This is a genomic window from Bacillus sp. FSL M7-1020 (assembly GCF_038050415.1).
GTDB classification, from domain to species: domain Bacteria; phylum Bacillota; class Bacilli; order Bacillales; family Bacillaceae_G; genus Bacillus_A; species Bacillus_A toyonensis.
On sequence record NZ_JBBOTW010000001.1, the window covers coordinates 1,628,783 to 1,644,955 of the forward strand.

12 protein-coding genes are annotated in these 16,173 nt (G+C 34.2%); 8 read left to right on the forward strand and 4 right to left on the reverse strand.

The genetic code is table 11. The features are described from left to right. Positions 1–37: 37 nt before the first annotated feature. Both MHB70_RS08395 and MHB70_RS08400 read right to left on the reverse strand, forming a co-directional pair. Positions 38–616, reverse strand: a complete 579-nt coding sequence (locus MHB70_RS08395; protein WP_001257618.1) for a sensor domain-containing protein — start codon at positions 614–616, stop codon at positions 38–40. Positions 617–820: 204 nt separating this feature from the next. Further along, a complete protein-coding gene (locus MHB70_RS08400; RefSeq protein WP_371399625.1) occupies positions 821–2,143 on the reverse strand; it encodes an erythromycin esterase family protein in 1,323 nt (440 codons plus the stop codon). A 380-nt stretch (positions 2,144–2,523) separates the two neighbouring features. Here MHB70_RS08400 and MHB70_RS08405 point away from each other — a divergent pair, with 380 nt between their 5' ends. Then, positions 2,524–3,408, forward strand: coding sequence for a CPBP family intramembrane glutamic endopeptidase (locus MHB70_RS08405; RefSeq protein WP_000600478.1), 885 nt, complete (start codon positions 2,524–2,526; stop codon positions 3,406–3,408). A 524-nt stretch (positions 3,409–3,932) separates the two neighbouring features. After that, positions 3,933–6,077 (forward strand): DNA topoisomerase III, encoded by a 2,145-nt coding sequence (gene topB / locus MHB70_RS08410; protein ID WP_000766747.1) that lies wholly within the window; start codon positions 3,933–3,935, stop codon positions 6,075–6,077. A 404-nt stretch (positions 6,078–6,481) separates the two neighbouring features. Here the strand turns inward: topB and MHB70_RS08415 are convergent, their stop codons facing one another. Further along, positions 6,482–7,183, reverse strand: a complete 702-nt coding sequence (locus MHB70_RS08415) for a YczE/YyaS/YitT family protein (protein WP_001017072.1) — start codon at positions 7,181–7,183, stop codon at positions 6,482–6,484. 138 nt (positions 7,184–7,321) lie between these two features. Here MHB70_RS08415 and MHB70_RS08420 point away from each other — a divergent pair, with 138 nt between their 5' ends. Both MHB70_RS08420 and MHB70_RS08425 read left to right on the forward strand, forming a co-directional pair. Then, the gene (locus MHB70_RS08420; protein ID WP_000347550.1) at positions 7,322–8,197 is read left to right on the forward strand and encodes a LysR family transcriptional regulator; all 876 of its coding nucleotides are present in this window, start codon (positions 7,322–7,324) and stop codon (positions 8,195–8,197) included. Positions 8,198–8,530: 333 nt separating this feature from the next. After that, positions 8,531–9,778 (forward strand): DUF4153 domain-containing protein, encoded by a 1,248-nt coding sequence (locus MHB70_RS08425; RefSeq protein WP_001084256.1) that lies wholly within the window; start codon positions 8,531–8,533, stop codon positions 9,776–9,778. A 128-nt stretch (positions 9,779–9,906) separates the two neighbouring features. Here MHB70_RS08425 and MHB70_RS08430 read toward each other — a convergent pair whose 3' ends face one another. Then, positions 9,907–10,872, reverse strand: a complete 966-nt coding sequence (locus MHB70_RS08430) for an arsenic resistance protein (protein WP_000103793.1) — start codon at positions 10,870–10,872, stop codon at positions 9,907–9,909. Between the two features lie 282 nt (positions 10,873–11,154). Between MHB70_RS08430 and MHB70_RS08435 the strand changes: the two genes are divergently transcribed. From MHB70_RS08435 to MHB70_RS08450, 4 genes are all read left to right on the forward strand, one after another. Next, positions 11,155–11,847, forward strand: a complete 693-nt coding sequence (locus MHB70_RS08435) for an FMN-dependent NADH-azoreductase (RefSeq protein ID WP_061529880.1) — start codon at positions 11,155–11,157, stop codon at positions 11,845–11,847. Positions 11,848–12,085: 238 nt separating this feature from the next. Beyond that, positions 12,086–13,444: a branched-chain amino acid transport system II carrier protein gene (brnQ, locus tag MHB70_RS08440; protein ID WP_001284765.1), complete on the forward strand. Its 1,359-nt coding sequence runs from the start codon at positions 12,086–12,088 to the stop codon at positions 13,442–13,444. A gap of 84 nt (positions 13,445–13,528) precedes the next feature. Beyond that, positions 13,529–13,948: a VOC family protein gene (locus tag MHB70_RS08445; protein WP_000750859.1), complete on the forward strand. Its 420-nt coding sequence runs from the start codon at positions 13,529–13,531 to the stop codon at positions 13,946–13,948. Positions 13,949–14,347: 399 nt separating this feature from the next. Then, complete coding sequence (locus tag MHB70_RS08450; RefSeq protein ID WP_000114317.1) at positions 14,348–15,997, forward strand: copper resistance CopC/CopD family protein; 1,650 nt, start codon at positions 14,348–14,350, stop codon at positions 15,995–15,997. Positions 15,998–16,173 lie beyond the last annotated feature (176 nt).

The following is a 16,173-nucleotide window of genomic DNA, read 5'->3' on the forward strand; positions in this document are numbered from 1 at the left end:
AAGTTTAAACTGCCTACTATTCGTAGACTACAAACTTCTATCGATTTAGTTGCTGAATCATACTGCGTGTATAACCTCCAAATTTTTTCGTTAAACCATCTACCATTTTAATACTTATGGCGGTAAACACTATACCCATAAACATTATAAGGAGTGACTTTGGAAAAGTATCTATCTGTATGAAAATAATATTCATATCGATGTATCGATACAATAATGGTGCTAACAGGAACATAAGTGGCATTACATAAAAAATGATTGCACTAATGAGACTGAAAATGCCAATCACAAATTTCTGCATTAACCAAAAGACAGCAGACCAAGTGCGGCGATCCGTAAGTCCTAATTTCACTTGAGCCCAGTCCGATGTATCCGTTGTTACACTTCTATCGTAAGAGTCTGTCGAAATATCAGTATAAATTTTCGTTTGTATGCGCTCGAATTGGATAAAAGTTTTGGTAGTTTGTAGTACGCGTATAATTAATGGAATCCCAACTACCGTAAATGAAAGGGTGAAACTGAATAGCAGAGCTATTAAGTAAAAACAAAAATAAAACAAACCTGTAATGAAAGTTAGTAATAAAAAATAACCATTCTGGATGAATCTTGATCTCATAAAGTGCATCGCTCCTATCTATGTAATAAACGCATCATACTGCTTTTTTTGTCAAACTCACTAGTGTAAAAATGTCATATGACATTTTTACATGATGATAAAAGGGGGGATTAGCCTATTCTTAGTTAAAAATAAGATTATTTTATTAATCATCTACAAAATAATCCCGTTCTTGGATCAGCAAGAAGGGATTGTTTTGTACTTTTATTTAATATGAGATGGACTTGTTTTTCGGATATGAAAAATAATATCGAATTGCTCAAGCAATGAAGTATCAAAGTATAACGAACCGTCTGGGAGGAGTTGTCCCCCTATACTTAGTAATGGCCTTTTTGCTCTAACCCATTTCTCTGCGTGTCCTTTAAGGTGACGGTTATCCAATAAAAACATTTTATATGGTACTTTTCCGAGGGTGTAATTGAAACTTTTTACATTTTGTGGAATAGTATCTGTTGCAATCTTACCTCCGGTGGAAGGATTATATTCGCTGTATAAAGTGAAATTTCCCTCCGTAGTTGTACTACCAATTGTGACATAATTATTGTCTAAACGTTCCTTCAAAAACTGCCCCGCAGCATCAGGGTATAATTTCTCATCGATAATTCCTTTAGCCATATGAATATTGTGTGCCCATACCATAGTTTTACCACCAAATGTCTCTTGTGCCCACATTGCATGATCGGCCAAGTATTGCTCGTGTAGCTTTATTACATTTGGGTAGTCATTAGAAAGCAGCATTGTGGTAAATTTCTCTATTGCATTCGCTGTTGCTTTTACCCAGATGTACTCGGATGAACCTACATCTTTGTTTGTCTGTTCCTTCTCATCTTTTAGTAATTGGGCTATTTTCTCAGCGTTTGCCTTGAACTTTGCTTTCATTTCAGGAGCAAGATTCATATATTCCTGTATACTTCCAGTGAAAGAAGAAAGATCTTTATAGTTTTCTTCTACTTCTGCCCGCAAATCTGGTCGATGCTGCTTTACATAATCAATTACTTTATTAAAGACACTTTGGTCCATTGTTTTTAAGTCAAGTCCGATAAATTGGATTTTCTTTTTATTGGATGGATCAGCATTATAATCTTTCATCCACTCAATCATGGCAATAATTTCATCAGTAGGATATAACAATTTCAAAAACTCCCTAGGGTTTCCTTTTCCTGTTTGTATATATTCATTTAACTTTAATCCGTTTCCCCAATCTTCTTCCATTGTGAAATTTGTAAAACCCATCTCAGTAACCAAATATTTCACAAGTCGAAACTTCATAGTGAAAATTTCAGAGCTTCCATGAGTATTCTCTCCTAATCCTACATATTGTGCGCTCCCAATCATTTTCTTAAGTGGTTTTAAATCCTCAAATGGTTTTGACGGTTCTGTCGTTTTTAATGGATGCGCCTGTGATTGTATTGATTTAACGATATTTTTTTGGATTGATTGAGCTGAATCTTCAACTGCAACTGTTTGTGCTTTTCCTACTTCTCCACCTCCTGCGACTAATATAGCTGTACTAACCATTGCAACCATTCCACAATACCTCTTTTTTTTATTCATTTTTTTCACCTCAATTGAATTATTTTCAAAAGCAAGATTGATTCATGTACTTGCACGAATCAATTGCCGTAATTCAATTTTTATTTATTCCATATCATATTTTCTAGTTACATATTGTCACGAGATTATTTGACACAGGTCATAGGTTAAACATTACAGTTTCGTACTATCGGTTATGACAACTTATGAAGAATAATTACATGATTGAATCGTAAGTAAGGCTAGATTATGAATTTAAGAGGGGGGATTGATTAATCAATATGAAAAAACATCTTCATTCTGTGTTGTATTTCTCGAAATGACAGGAAGTTGATTAGATAAACAAATTAATAAAAGGGGAAGGACGGATTACAATGATATTACATGCAAAATCATTCCACAATATGGATAAAGTCCAACGTGCTAAAAAAGGACTGCAACTGTTTTTAAGTATTTTGTTCATTACTTCTATTCTTTTAAATGTAGTAATAATGATTACGAAAAGCATGCCGCTAATTGTGGTATATATGTTTACTCCTGCAATTTCTTCTATTCTAACTCGTATCATACTGCGAGAAGGCTTTAAAGATGTATCTTTTAGTCTAGATAACTTAAAGATATGGAAGGGGATTACTTTGGCCCTGATAATACCTATGATAATATGTGGAATTACATATTCGATTGCCTGGTTTAGCGGATTTGCGAGGTTTCAGCTCCCACAAGGTGGTATGCTAGAACCTATCTACAATATACTTGGACTTCAGTATCTACCGATACCATTACGTTTCATTTTTATAGTAGTATTGAGCGGAATTTTAGGAAGCTTGCTTAACTTAATCCCAGTTATGGGAGAAGAGATGGGTTGGCGGGGTTATATGCTCACAAGGCTAGTCGATGCGGAATTTTCACGTCCAATCCTTATTAGTGGATTAATATGGGCAACATGGCATGTCCCAATTGTTATTGCTGGTCTATATGTAGAGGGAACATCTGTCTTTCTCTCTGTACTTGGCATCTATTTTTGTATTGTACCATTCAGTTATATTACAGCTTATTTACGACTTATCACAGGTAGTGTTTGGCCGTCGGTTATCATCCACACCACTTGGAATGCTATTATTCAAGGGCCTTTTGCACGTGCAACTACAGGATATCAATTAGAGATTTGGATTGGAGAAGCTGGCTTGATAACCGCTCTTATTATTTCGATTACTGCAATAATTGTGTATCGGATCATAAGGTTTACTAAACGTGTATAACTTTGAAATAAAAGTATGATATTTAAAAAATGTAATTTTGTTACTTTTAATTGAGCATTCACAGCATGGGATAGATTAGGAGAGTCCTCAACCCATATTTTAAAATCTTGAGTAAATGAATCCGTCTCGCTCCAAACATAATTATGTTTGGAGCGAGACGGATTCTTATATGAGAACTAATCGTAATATCAAATCACATTTTTTTACTTCAAGGACATATAGAAAAGAGAAGTCTCATCTTTTGAAATGTAGTAGCTAATTTAGATGTGAATAGATTTAGAATTATTTATAAAATCATGAAATCTAGAAATACCAATTACCATGTTACGAAAGACGAATTAAGAGAGGATACTTGGATAATGCAACTCTCCTATTGTGAAGCAATAAAGAAAAAGCGTATAATATTATAGTTATCCCATTTTTGGGAGCGACCCGCGAATGATAAATAAGATTGTTGTTTTATCATCGCTTCTAAACATATATACAATGAAAGTAACACTGGAATACAGATAGGGAGTTATACAATGAAATTAATTATTGCCGAGAAACCAGATCAAGGTTTGGCTCTTGTTTCACAGTTTAAATATCGCCGAAAAGATGGATATTTAGAAGTAGAAGCAAATGAGTTATTTCCAAATGGAGCGTACTGTACATGGGCAATTGGTCATTTGACGCAGTTATGTAATCCAGAACATTATCATGCAGAGTGGAAAAAATGGTCACTTAATACGTTACCGATGATTCCAGAACGTTTTCAATTTGAAGTAACAAAGTCAAAGTATAAGCAATTTAATGTAGTGAAACAGCTGTTACATAATCCGGGGGTAACAGAAATTATTCACGCAGGCGATGCTGGGCGCGAAGGGGAATTAATTGTACGAAACATTATTAATCTTTGTAACGTGCAAAAGCCGATGAAACGTCTTTGGATTTCATCTTTAACGAAGCAAGCCATTTATCAAGGATTTAAAAATTTACTAGATGAAGCAGATACGATTAATACGTATTACGAAGCATATACAAGATCTTGCGCCGACTGGGTTGTTGGTATGAATGCATCGCGTGTTTTTAGCATTTTGCTAAAGAAAAAGGGAATGAATGATGTGTTTTCCGCCGGACGTGTACAAACACCGACACTCGCATTAATCGTAAAGCGTGAGAAAGAAATTGAAGACTTTAAGTCAGAGCCGTTTTGGGAAGTGTTCGCAACCTTTAATATTGAAGGGAAGAAATATGATGGGAAATGGGAGAAGGATAATGAATCCCGCTTAAAAGACCCTGATATGGCGAATAAAATTGCGGCTTTTTGTCAAGGGAAACCGGCAGAAGTGAAGGAAATGAAAACGGAACGTAAAGAGTTTCAGCCGCCGCTTTTATTTAATTTATCAGCACTGCAAGCGACAGCAAATAAAGCTTTTAAATTTTCGCCGAAAAAGACGCTTGATATAACGCAAGCACTATATCAAAAAGGGATAGTTTCTTATCCACGTTCGGATTCTAACTATGTTACACAAGGAGAAGCAGCGACGTTCCCTGATATTTTACAGAAATTAAGTCAGTTTGATGAATATAAAGGTTTATTACCGGCTCCGGTTGAATCGATTATGAACAATAAGCGTTATGTGAATGAAAAGAAAGTTACAGATCACTACGCAATTATACCGACAGAACAAGTTACCAATCCAAGCAAATTATCAGGCGATGAAAAGAAAATTTACGATATGATCGTAAGACGACTTATTGCGGCGCATTATGAAGTAGCAATCTTTGACTACACAACAATTACAACTCTTGTAGACGAACGTGCTGCGTTCATTTCGAAAGGAAAACAGCAAATACAAGAAGGTTGGCGTAAAGTTATTTTCCAAGACGATAAAGATGACGAAACGATTCTTCCAATTGTAGCTGAAGGTGACCAAGGAAAAGTTGTAAAGGTGAAAGTGAAAGAAGGAAAAACACAGCCACCGAAGCGTTATACAGAAGGACAACTTATTACGTTAATGAAAACGGCAGGTAAGTATTTAGAGAATGAAGAGCTGGAGAAAGTATTAAAGAAAACAGAAGGTTTAGGTACGGAAGCGACTCGTGCCGGCATCATTACGATGCTGAAAGACCGTAAATATATAGATGTGCAGAAAAACCAAGTGTATGCGACTGATAAGGGAAAAGTATTAATTACAGCAATCGGCGACAAAATACTAGCTTCACCGGAAATGACTGCAAAATGGGAACAACGTCTTGCAGAGATCGGAGAAGGTACCGCTTCACCAGCTACATTTATGGAACAAACGAAAAAGCTATCAGCTAAAATTATTGAAGATGCGGTAGAAATGTCGGAGAAATGGGATTTCACTGGATTACATGTTGAATCGATTGATCGAAAAGGATCGAAATTTACGACAGGTAAAAAGGTTGGAAGTTGTAAAAAATGCGATGGTGATGTAATTGATAAATCTACGTTTTACGGTTGTTCCAATTACAATACAACACAATGTGACTTTACCATCTCGAAGAAAATATTAAGTAAAACAATTTCGCAAAAGAATATGACAAAGCTCTTAAAAGGTGAGAAGACCGATTTAATTAAAGGCTTTAAAAAGGGCGAGAAAACGTTTGATGCGAAGTTAGAGTGGAAAGATAATAAGATTAATTTTGTGTTTGAGAATTAAGTAGTTTCAACAAGTGACAAAGCTCTTTCCCGAGTAAAATGTTCTGTATTCGATTTGAAAATATAGATAGAAAAGAAAAAGCATGACAATTTTATGTCATGCTTTTTTATTTTATATTTACAGGGTTTTGTATACTAGCACTAAAATTTATTTGAAATAATTGTTTGAAAAGGTGGTATGAAATAGTGTTAAGTAGCAATAAAGTCTTTTAAAATATAAAAAAGTTTAAAGATTCTTCTTTAACTAAACGGCAGTTTAGTTTTAATACAATGTTTGTTTTATCATTTAACCAAAGTGATAGAAGGTCAAAGAAAAGGCAGTAATAAAGAAGTGCCATTCCTAATGTGGACTGGCACTTGATAAGGTGCAAAATTCATTATTTGATTTCGGCTGAGGAATTTGATTCATCTATTTTTCCTGTACTTTATTATGATTCCTTGGGCAGCCTTTTCTGTTTTAAATACCCATTGTTGGAGAGGTGGTTGATAATACGGTATCATCCACCCTAAAATTTTGCCGATAAAATAGGCGGCAATTAGTGTGCCAATTCCTATTGAGCCTAATGATTGAATAAAAATTATACAAAGTGCACCAGCTACACAAATGTTTATTAAATCGCTCAAAATTTTTGCTTTACCGAATTTTAAATTAAATTTTTCACTAATTGCATAAGTTAATGCATCATACGGCATTAATGGCAGTTTCGCTGTTGTATAGCCCATTAAACCGACTGCTATAACAAATAAACTAACAATCAAATATACACTTCGAGCAAGGAGAGTTTCAGGTGCAGGGAAAAGTTGGACAAGGAAGAGCGTTGCATCCATGAAAAAACCAAATAAAAACGAAATAATGAATTGACTCACAAATTCATTTAACTCCATTCGTTTACTTAATATCACTTGAATGATAATGTATAAAACATTTGCAAGCGCCATTGTCACACCAATCGATAAACCAATCGTTAGCGTACTTGCATATGCTAATGATGACACAGGCGATACACCAAATCCTGCTTGAATCGACATGCTAATGCCAATCGACATAAAAAATAACCCGAGCACGTATAAGAAGATGCGCTTCAAGGTTCTGTTCCAATGATTCATAGTATCTCTCACTTTCTAGTTAATATTATCAATATAAAGACTATAGCTATAGAATTAAATATAACGCCAAATTCGACATATGAAAAATATATATATGATAAACTAATCATATCAAAAAACATATGACGGAGAGATACAATGGATTTCAGGCAATTATATTACTTTAAAGAAATTGTGAAACAAGGAAGCATTTCTAAAGCAGCAGAAGTGCTCCATATCGCGCAGCCCCCGCTTAGCCAATTATTAAAAAAGCTTGAAACTGATCTTGGCACAACTTTAATTCATCGATATCGTCAAAAATGGGAGCTTACAGCAACAGGTGAAATACTATACCAATATGCCAATCAAATGTTAATGCAAATTCAAGATGTAAAGCAGCAAATTCAAGAAATTGAACAAGGTATAGGCGGAACAGTAAGTATCGGTGTATCGTCTACATGTTCGAATATGCTCATTGACTATGTTAGTACGTTTAGAACACAATACCCTAATGTCAAAATAAAAATAGTAACTGGAAATTCAGAAGAATTATTAAAAAAACTAGAACAAAGAGAAATTGATGTTGCCTTACTTTTACGATTGGGCAATAGTGAACAATATGAGATGAAAATATTAAAAAAACAACCAACCGCTGTGATTATTCCATCAAGTTGGGCAACATCGTTTTCATCACAGCATGTGACGATCGAACAGATTGCCCAGTTCCCATTCGTTATGCTAGGAGCAATGGAAGGGCTCTCCTTCAATGAAGACCTTTTCAAGGTGTTTGATGAACATCAAGTCAAGCCAAATATCATTATCGAGTGTAAAGATATACGGATGGTTGTAGCACTTGTTAGTAGAGGACTAGGATTATCCGTTATTCCAAGAATGGATTACACATCATCATTTTTAGAACATACAACGCTTTTTGAATTGAAACAATTTGATTTTCATTTAGAACCTGTAATAGTAAAATTAAAAGACCAAAGAATTTCCAAAGTAGCATCTCAATTTTGGGAAATGGTTGATTAGGAGATATGAACAAAGCAAAAATAGTCTTCAATCAAGTAATAAAGACATCTTACGAAAAATTGAGCCGGGATAAAAAGTTCTTTACTTGAGGAAGTTTCAAAACTGACTGTAGCTTACACCGATGTTTATAAAAAGTTATAGAGCATTTCTTTGAATGAGGAATGCTTTTTGTTTTTGCTTGGAATAAAAATATACAACAAAAATATCACCTAAAATAATAAAAATTTATTGTAAAACAATAAAATTTATATTAAAATCAAAATCAGAATAAAAAAGCGAGTTGCTTTTTATGGAAAAGGTAACAACGTTGTTTTTTATAGAGGAGGTAAAACTATGAACAGTCACAATTTGATTATTGAAAATATGGATAACCCTCATGAGTTGGAGAGAATGTATAGAAAAGACCCGAAAGCTTTTAAAAAGTCATTCTCACAAGCATGGGAACAAAATCCGGATTCTCAGGTTCTGGGTATTTGGTATGAAAGATTACATTTCAAGGAGAAGGGAAATACAAGAAAGCCCTCCTTGATTCAAAAGGGTTTCTTATTCATGGGCATGTTAGCTATTCTAGCCGGATTAAGCACCAGAATCATTTTCCACTTTGTCGAACAGGAAGCAATTGCTCCCATTAATCTGGCTTTTGGTATAATCCCTTTTATTGCTGCCTATTTTGTTTACAATAATACTCCGAAAAAAAGTATTATTTATTCCCTTGCAGCGTTGTTCCTAATTTCTGGGCTTTATCTTAATATGCTGCCATTAAATGATAAAGACAGTATTATCCTTGCTTATTTACACCTTCCTATATTCTTATGGGTATTGGTAGGGCTTGCGTTTACAGGAAATGAATATTCAAAAGGCAGTACAAGGTTAGCTTATATTAAATTTAATTTGGAATATTGTATTCTTTACGCCAGCATGGCAGTTAGCGGAATGATACTAGCAGTATTCACCATGCGGTTATTTAGTTTTGTTGACTTGGATATAGGAGAGTTCTATTTTAGTAATGTTGTTTTATTTGGTGCTGCCGCTCTCGCTATTGTGGCTGCATACTTAGTATCAATGAATCTTAAGTTTGCTAAAAATATTACCCCCTATATAGCTAAAATTTTTAGTCCGCTTGTCCTGATCACCTTGTTGATCTATCTTATAACGGTTATATGGGTTGGGAAAAATCCATTTTTGGACCGCAATTTCTTGATGGTCTTCAACGGAATACTTCTTGTTGTATTGGCTGTTACTATATTTTCCATTGTTGAGAGCGACTCAGATGAGAAAAAGAACATTTCAGATTATATAAATTTTGTCTTAATTGTTCTTGCGCTTATTATTGACAGTGTGGCTTTGTCAGCTATCGTGTTCAGACTTTCTTCCTATGGTATTACGCCTAATAGACTTGCTGTTTTAGGAGTAAATATACTGATTTGGGCAAATCTAATTTGGATTATGCTCTCTTATATGCGTTTTCTACAAAATAAATCCGGACCTTTACCTATCCAAGATGCCGTTACGAAGTATTTGCCAATCTACGGACTTTGGGCAGCGTTTGTTATATTTACTTTTCCTATCCTTTTTAATTAAAAAGGATCTGTTAATGTAACGAAAAGTCAATCTTCTATAACGTATAAAATTTTTAGAGCCGATAATTCAATTTTGCATTTATATAATTTCTCGACAATAAAAAGCGTCCCAAAGTGGGACGCTTTTTATTATGCGTATTGCCGTTTTTTCTTAATAAGTAACAACACTTGTGAAACACAAGCAAGTACTGGTAACTCAATTAACGGTCCAATAACGAGTGCAAGTGCGATAAGAGGCTCGTCTGGAAAAGCAGTCACAGCAATAGCGAGCGCAACAGGCGAGTTTCTTGCTAATGTTGTTAAGCTTAAACTTACTGTATCTTTATAAGATAAATGCAGGATGCGCCCGATAAATTGTCCTAGTAAAAAATTAATGATGAAGAACAATAGAACAGGAATGAGTAATAATAAAACAACATTCATATTTTGGAGTAAATATTTACCTTGTGATGCAAACATCGCTACAATTGCTAAACTTAAAAATACAATTTGAGCAGAGCTGAAAAACGGAATGATTTTATTCTCGAGTGTTTCAGCGTTTTTCATTTTATTCATAATGAATTTTGTAGCATGTGCAAGTAAAAATGGTAAGACGATAACGATTACGATACTTTCTATTAGAATAGAAACCGCTACAGTCTTCATTACACCGGCAAATAAAAATAAATAAACAGGTAGCAATAATACTTGTAAAATTAAGTTTACAGGCAAAATCGCTGTGGAAAGCGCTACGTTTCCTTTCGCTATTTCAGTAAATATTAAGTACCAATCTGTACATGGAGTAACCATTAACATTATAAACCCAACCCAAAGTGCTGGGTGATCTGAAAGAAATAATGCACCTAATCCCCAAGCGAGGAAAGGCGTCCATAAAAAATTAATGGTAAGGCTTGTTCCTGCAAATTTTAAATTGCGAAATCCGTTTTTAATCTCTTTCAATGGGATGCTGAGGAATAATCCATATAACATGAAAAATAAGAAGGGGACAATAAATTTGTCTGAATACATATGTATGATATTAAATTGTCCGAGTACAATGCCGCATGTAACAGCAAATAGAATAATAAAAGTTTGAATCTTTTCTATAGTGCTCATGAATAAATCCTTTCTAAATATGAATTTCCCTCTCTAAGTTAATTATACAAGTAATAAAGTAGTATTTGGTGTTTTATTATTATTTTCAATTCGAGACTTTATTTTTTATTAAAAGTTACTTGACTAAAGTAAGTGACTATATTACAATAACTTATATAAGGTAATTAAATAACAAAAAGTTATAGATTCCTGAAATGAAGGTCTCTATTCGAACTTTTTCTTAGAATAAGAATTTTTATGATGATGAATAATGAATATGAAAAGAAAGATTAGGTGAAGAAAATGGGACTATTTAGCTCATTATTTGGTAAAAAAGAAGAAATTACGAAAGTAGAGGAGAATAAAACAATGTCAAAAGTATTATTTGTAAAAGCGAACGATCGTCCAGCGGAGCAAGCAATTAGTTCAAAAATGTATGAAACATTTGTAAGTACTTATAAAGAAGCGAACCCAAATACAGAAATTACAGAGTTAGATTTATTTGCATTAGATCTTCCTTATTACGGAAATATCGCAATTTCAGGTGGATATAAACGTAGTCAAGGAATGGAGTTAACAGCTGAAGAAGAGAAGGCTGTAGCAACAGTAGATCAATATTTAAATCAGTTTTTAGAAGCTGATAAAGTTGTATTTGCGTTCCCATTATGGAACTTCACAGTACCCGCACCATTAATCACATATATTTCATACCTTTCTCAAGCTGGAAAAACGTTTAAATATACAGCAAATGGTCCGGAAGGTTTAGCTGGTGATAAGAAAGTAGTTGTACTAGGTGCTCGTGGTTCAGATTATTCTTCAGAGCAAATGGCTCCTATGGAAATGGCGGTTAATTATGTAACAACTGTACTTGGATTCTGGGGAATTACAAATCCAGAAACAGTGGTAATTGAAGGACACAATCAATATCCAGATCGCTCACAACAAATTGTTGAAGATGGTATAGAAAACGTTAAAAAAGTAGCTGCGAAATTTTAATTACTGATAGTAAATGGAAAAACCAACATGGATGACCATGTTGGTTTTTTAGTCTATATTCTATGTTAAAAAATGTATATTCATAAAATAAAAGAAAAGTTTGAAAATAGTATTGCAAAATATTATATAGCGAATTATAATGAGTTCAAGAATAGTTAATACTTAAATTAAATATTCAGAAAATTCAATTAGTTAAAATTGGAAAATGAGATAAGGAAATTTGAATGGGGGTTATATTATGGCGAATAAAGTACCGTTTTCGTTCATAGTAGTTATTGGATTAATGTTATTTGCACTATTTTTTGGAGCCGGAAATTTAATTTTCCCAGCTATGCTAGGTCAATCGGCAGGAGAGAATGTATGGATTGCTAACGCTGGATTTTTAGTAACAGGTGTTGGATTACCATTACTAGGTGTACTAGCATTTGGTTTTTCGGGTAAAGATGATTTACAGTCATTAGCAAGTCGTGCTCACCCAGTATTCGGGATTGTGTTTACAACAGTTTTATACTTAGCGATCGGTCCGTTATTTGCAATACCAAGAACGGGTAATGTTTCTTATGAAATTGGTCTTAAGCCTTTTATGCCAGAAGGATTAGGTTCTACACCTTTAATTCTTTTCACAATTATATTCTTTAGCATCACTTGTTTTTTTTCGCTAAATCCTGCGAAAATTGTCGATATTGTTGGAAAAATATTAACGCCAATTAAATTGACATTCATCGGTATTTTAGTAATCGTTGCTTTTATTCATCCAATTGGAGATATGCAAGCACCAGTGGAAGGGTATACATCACATGCATTCTTTAAAGGATTCCAAGAAGGATACTTAACAATGGACACGCTTGCATCATTCGTATTCGGAATCATCATCATTAATGCAATTAAAGAAAAAGGTGCGAAAACGAAAACACAGATTATGGTCGTTTGTGCAAAAGCGACAATCATTGCAGCATCTATTTTAGCAATTATTTATACAGCACTTTCTTATATGGGTGCTTCAAGTGTTGCAAAGCTTGGACATTTAGAGAACGGCGGAGAAGTATTAGCGAAAGTTTCTAACTACTATTTCGGATCATATGGCGGAGTATTATTAGGATTAATGATTACAGTAGCTTGTTTAACAACTAGTGTGGGACTTGTATCAGCATGTTCTTCATTCTTCCATAAGTTATTCCCAAATGTTCCTTACAAAGCAATTGCAATTACGCTATGTGTATTTAGTGCAATTGTTGCAAACGTAGGATTAACACAATTAATCGCAGTTTCTGTTCCAGTATTAACAGCAATTTATCCACTAGCAATTGTATTGATTTTCTTAACATTCTTCCATTCACTATTTAAAGGAAGAGCTGAAGTTTATCAAGTGAGTTTAATCATAACATTTATCATCAGCTTATTCGATGGATTAAGTGCAGCTGGAGTTAACATTGAAGTAGTAAGCCAAGTGTTCACTAAATTCCTTCCGATGCAGGAAGTAGGATTAGGCTGGATCTTCCCAGCGATTATCGGTGGATTTATCGGATATGGCATTAGCGTTTTAAAAGTGAAAAAACAAGTTCAACCTGCAACTAGAGCGGACAAGAAAATAAGTTAATTGAAAAAGTTATAGAACTTGTTTCTATAACTTTTTTTGTTACTATTAATAAGGAGTAAAAAATAAAGTAGTAGGGGAAATAAAATGAAAAAAACAATTGATCATATCGGAATCGCAGTTCGTGATATAGATAGTACGATACGTTTTTATGAACAGGTTCTATCAGGGAAATTAATAGATCGTTACGTAAGTGAAGCACCAGGTGTGGAAAGTGAAGTTGCTATTATAGAAGTGGATGGAGATAGAATTGAACTACTTGCACCGACGAATAATACGACGTCGCCAATAGCACGCTTTATAAAACAAAAAGGGAAAGGTGTTCACCACGTTGCGTATCGTGTCGATGATTTAGATGTGGCTTTAGAAGAATTAAAAGAACAAGGTATTCGAACATTAGAGCATACACTTCGAATGAATAAACATGGTAGACGATTAATTTACCTGAACCCAGCGGATACAGAAGGAACGATTATTGAGTATTGTGATTATCCGGAAGAGAAATAGAAGAAGGATATTTTTTAAAAGGTGTTACGTTATTACGTAACACCTTTTAATTTATCCTGCTATTTGTAGGAGTCTTACTGCCCGTAAAAGCGCCATTGGTGAGGGCTGATTAAAGTTTCACTTTATGTATTTCACATTTTCTTCACAAATGATTCACGAGAACTTTTCTTCTTAGGGAACTTACATAAATATATTTTATGATATAATTACAATCTACTTTAAAAATATAAGTTGTTTTAATTAGGGTAGTTACTATTATATTGGTAGTTTAAAAGCGGGGAGAAAGTAAGTATTATATAGCATGGAAATTTATACTTAATCAGGTTAATATTTCGTCAGAAAATCAAACTAGGAAGTATAAAGTAATGAAAGTGTAGCGATGAAGAAGAAAGAAGTGAAATGAGTGTGAAAGTAATGAGAAGGTTAGGGGCATGGCTAGTAATAGCATGTGTGCTTATTATATTGATACCAAAAAGCGCGTCTGCTCATGCATATGTTGTGAAATCAAATCCTATGGAAAATGAAACGTTGAAAAAAGCACCAACTGTCGTGAAAATCGAATTTGATGAGGATATACAAGTTTCACATTTTAATACATTGTTTGTAAGAGATACCTCAGGTAAAAGAGTAGATTTAAAAGATGCTCATATTGATAAAAGAAACAAAAAACTATTAGAGGCAGGGGTAAAAGAGAATCTTAAAGACGGTCTCTATTCTATTCAGTGGAAAGCTATTTCAGCTGATGGACATCCAATTCAAGGAGTTATTCCGTTCCAGATTGGGTTAACCGAAGCGGGAGCAGATGATGTACAAGTAGAAGAGATGGGGTATGTCCCGCAAATCGATATGATTATGGAACGCGGGGTTCTATATACAAGTTTCTCACTATTTTTAGGAGTTCTATTCTTTAATCTTATTATATATAAAGGGAATGTAATAGAAGTTCACTCAAGGAGTAAGAGAATAATATGGATATCATTAATAGGTATATTCATTAGCTTACTATGCAATCTACCATTGCAAGCGAAAATAAATGCTGATGTTTCGTGGTTAGAAGCATTTGATCCACTATTATTAAAAGAAACATTGCAACTATCTGTTTTTGGTTATGTATGGATTACTCAAATGGCTCTTATTAGTCTGCTTATCATTGTTACTTATTTTGCTGTGAAGCGTGAGAAACTTTCATCGTTTAAAGTATGGAGCATTCCAATATTACTTTTTATTGGGTTACTCGTTATGAAAGCCTTTAATAGTCACGCATTTGGTTTGAAGTTTAAAGACATTGCTGTCGTTATGGACTTTCTACATTTATTCGCAGCTTCGTTATGGGTTGGCGGTCTATCATCAATTATTCTTCTTTTACGTAAAGAGGATGACAAGTGGACTACATATTGGGATGCAATTAAGCGTTTTTCAACATGGGCAACAGGTGCTGTCATAGTCATTGTATTAACGGGTCTTTTTAACAGTACATTTTTTATTCCCACGATTCATTCCCTATTTGATACGAAGTATGGATTAGCATTATTAGCAAAGATACTTTTATTCGTTTTCATGGGGATATTGGGAATTATTCATTATGTGAAAGGGAAAATGCGAGCCCGGCAAGGATTAGGTGCTACGCTGAAAATAGAGTTGATCATTGGAATTATCGTTTTCATAATCGTAGCTTTTATGACAAACGTGCAAACACCGCTGATGCCTCCTACTGGACCTTTTACAGAGAGTAAACAATTAGATAATGGATATGAACTTACTTTACATGTAAGCCCTAATAAGGTAGGACAGAATACATTTCATATTACTTTGAAGGATGAGAATGGACAGCCTGTTACTAATATGGAACAAATTATATTGACGACTCAATCGTTAGATATGAATATGGGCCAAGGTTCATTTAAAGTTTCAGCAATTTCACCGGGAGAATATGAAGCGGAAGGTATGTATATTAACATGACAGGAAATTGGAATATACAAGTTCACGGGTTAACAAAATCTCTTGATAGCTTCGATACTGATTATAAATTTATTGTAGGTGGCAGATAAAGTGAAACTTTAATCAGTAGGAGGGGGCATCTCCCACTGATTATTAGCCTTCACCAATCGGCTTTTACGGGGGCAGCAGGGCTTCTACCCAGATTCTTTGCTCCAGCAGAATTTTGGGGTAGGAGTCTTACTGCCCACAAATAGCGGGATAAAGAGACGTTACAGATGAAAAGGAG

Coding starts and splice junctions, on each gene's coding strand:
- MHB70_RS08395 (WP_001257618.1), bottom strand. CDS start 616: ATGAGATCAAGATTCATCCAGAATGGTTATTTTTTATTACTAACTTTC.
- MHB70_RS08400 (WP_371399625.1), bottom strand. CDS start 2,143: ATGGTTGCAATGGTTAGTACAGCTATATTAGTCGCAGGAGGTGGAGAA.
- MHB70_RS08405 (WP_000600478.1), top strand. CDS start 2,524: ATGATATTACATGCAAAATCATTCCACAATATGGATAAAGTCCAACGT.
- topB (WP_000766747.1), top strand. CDS start 3,933: ATGAAATTAATTATTGCCGAGAAACCAGATCAAGGTTTGGCTCTTGTT.
- MHB70_RS08415 (WP_001017072.1), bottom strand. CDS start 7,183: ATGAATCATTGGAACAGAACCTTGAAGCGCATCTTCTTATACGTGCTC.
- MHB70_RS08420 (WP_000347550.1), top strand. CDS start 7,322: ATGGATTTCAGGCAATTATATTACTTTAAAGAAATTGTGAAACAAGGA.
- MHB70_RS08425 (WP_001084256.1), top strand. CDS start 8,531: ATGAACAGTCACAATTTGATTATTGAAAATATGGATAACCCTCATGAG.
- MHB70_RS08430 (WP_000103793.1), bottom strand. CDS start 10,872: ATGAGCACTATAGAAAAGATTCAAACTTTTATTATTCTATTTGCTGTT.
- MHB70_RS08435 (WP_061529880.1), top strand. CDS start 11,155: ATGGGACTATTTAGCTCATTATTTGGTAAAAAAGAAGAAATTACGAAA.
- brnQ (WP_001284765.1), top strand. CDS start 12,086: ATGGCGAATAAAGTACCGTTTTCGTTCATAGTAGTTATTGGATTAATG.
- MHB70_RS08445 (WP_000750859.1), top strand. CDS start 13,529: ATGAAAAAAACAATTGATCATATCGGAATCGCAGTTCGTGATATAGAT.
- MHB70_RS08450 (WP_000114317.1), top strand. CDS start 14,348: ATGAGTGTGAAAGTAATGAGAAGGTTAGGGGCATGGCTAGTAATAGCA.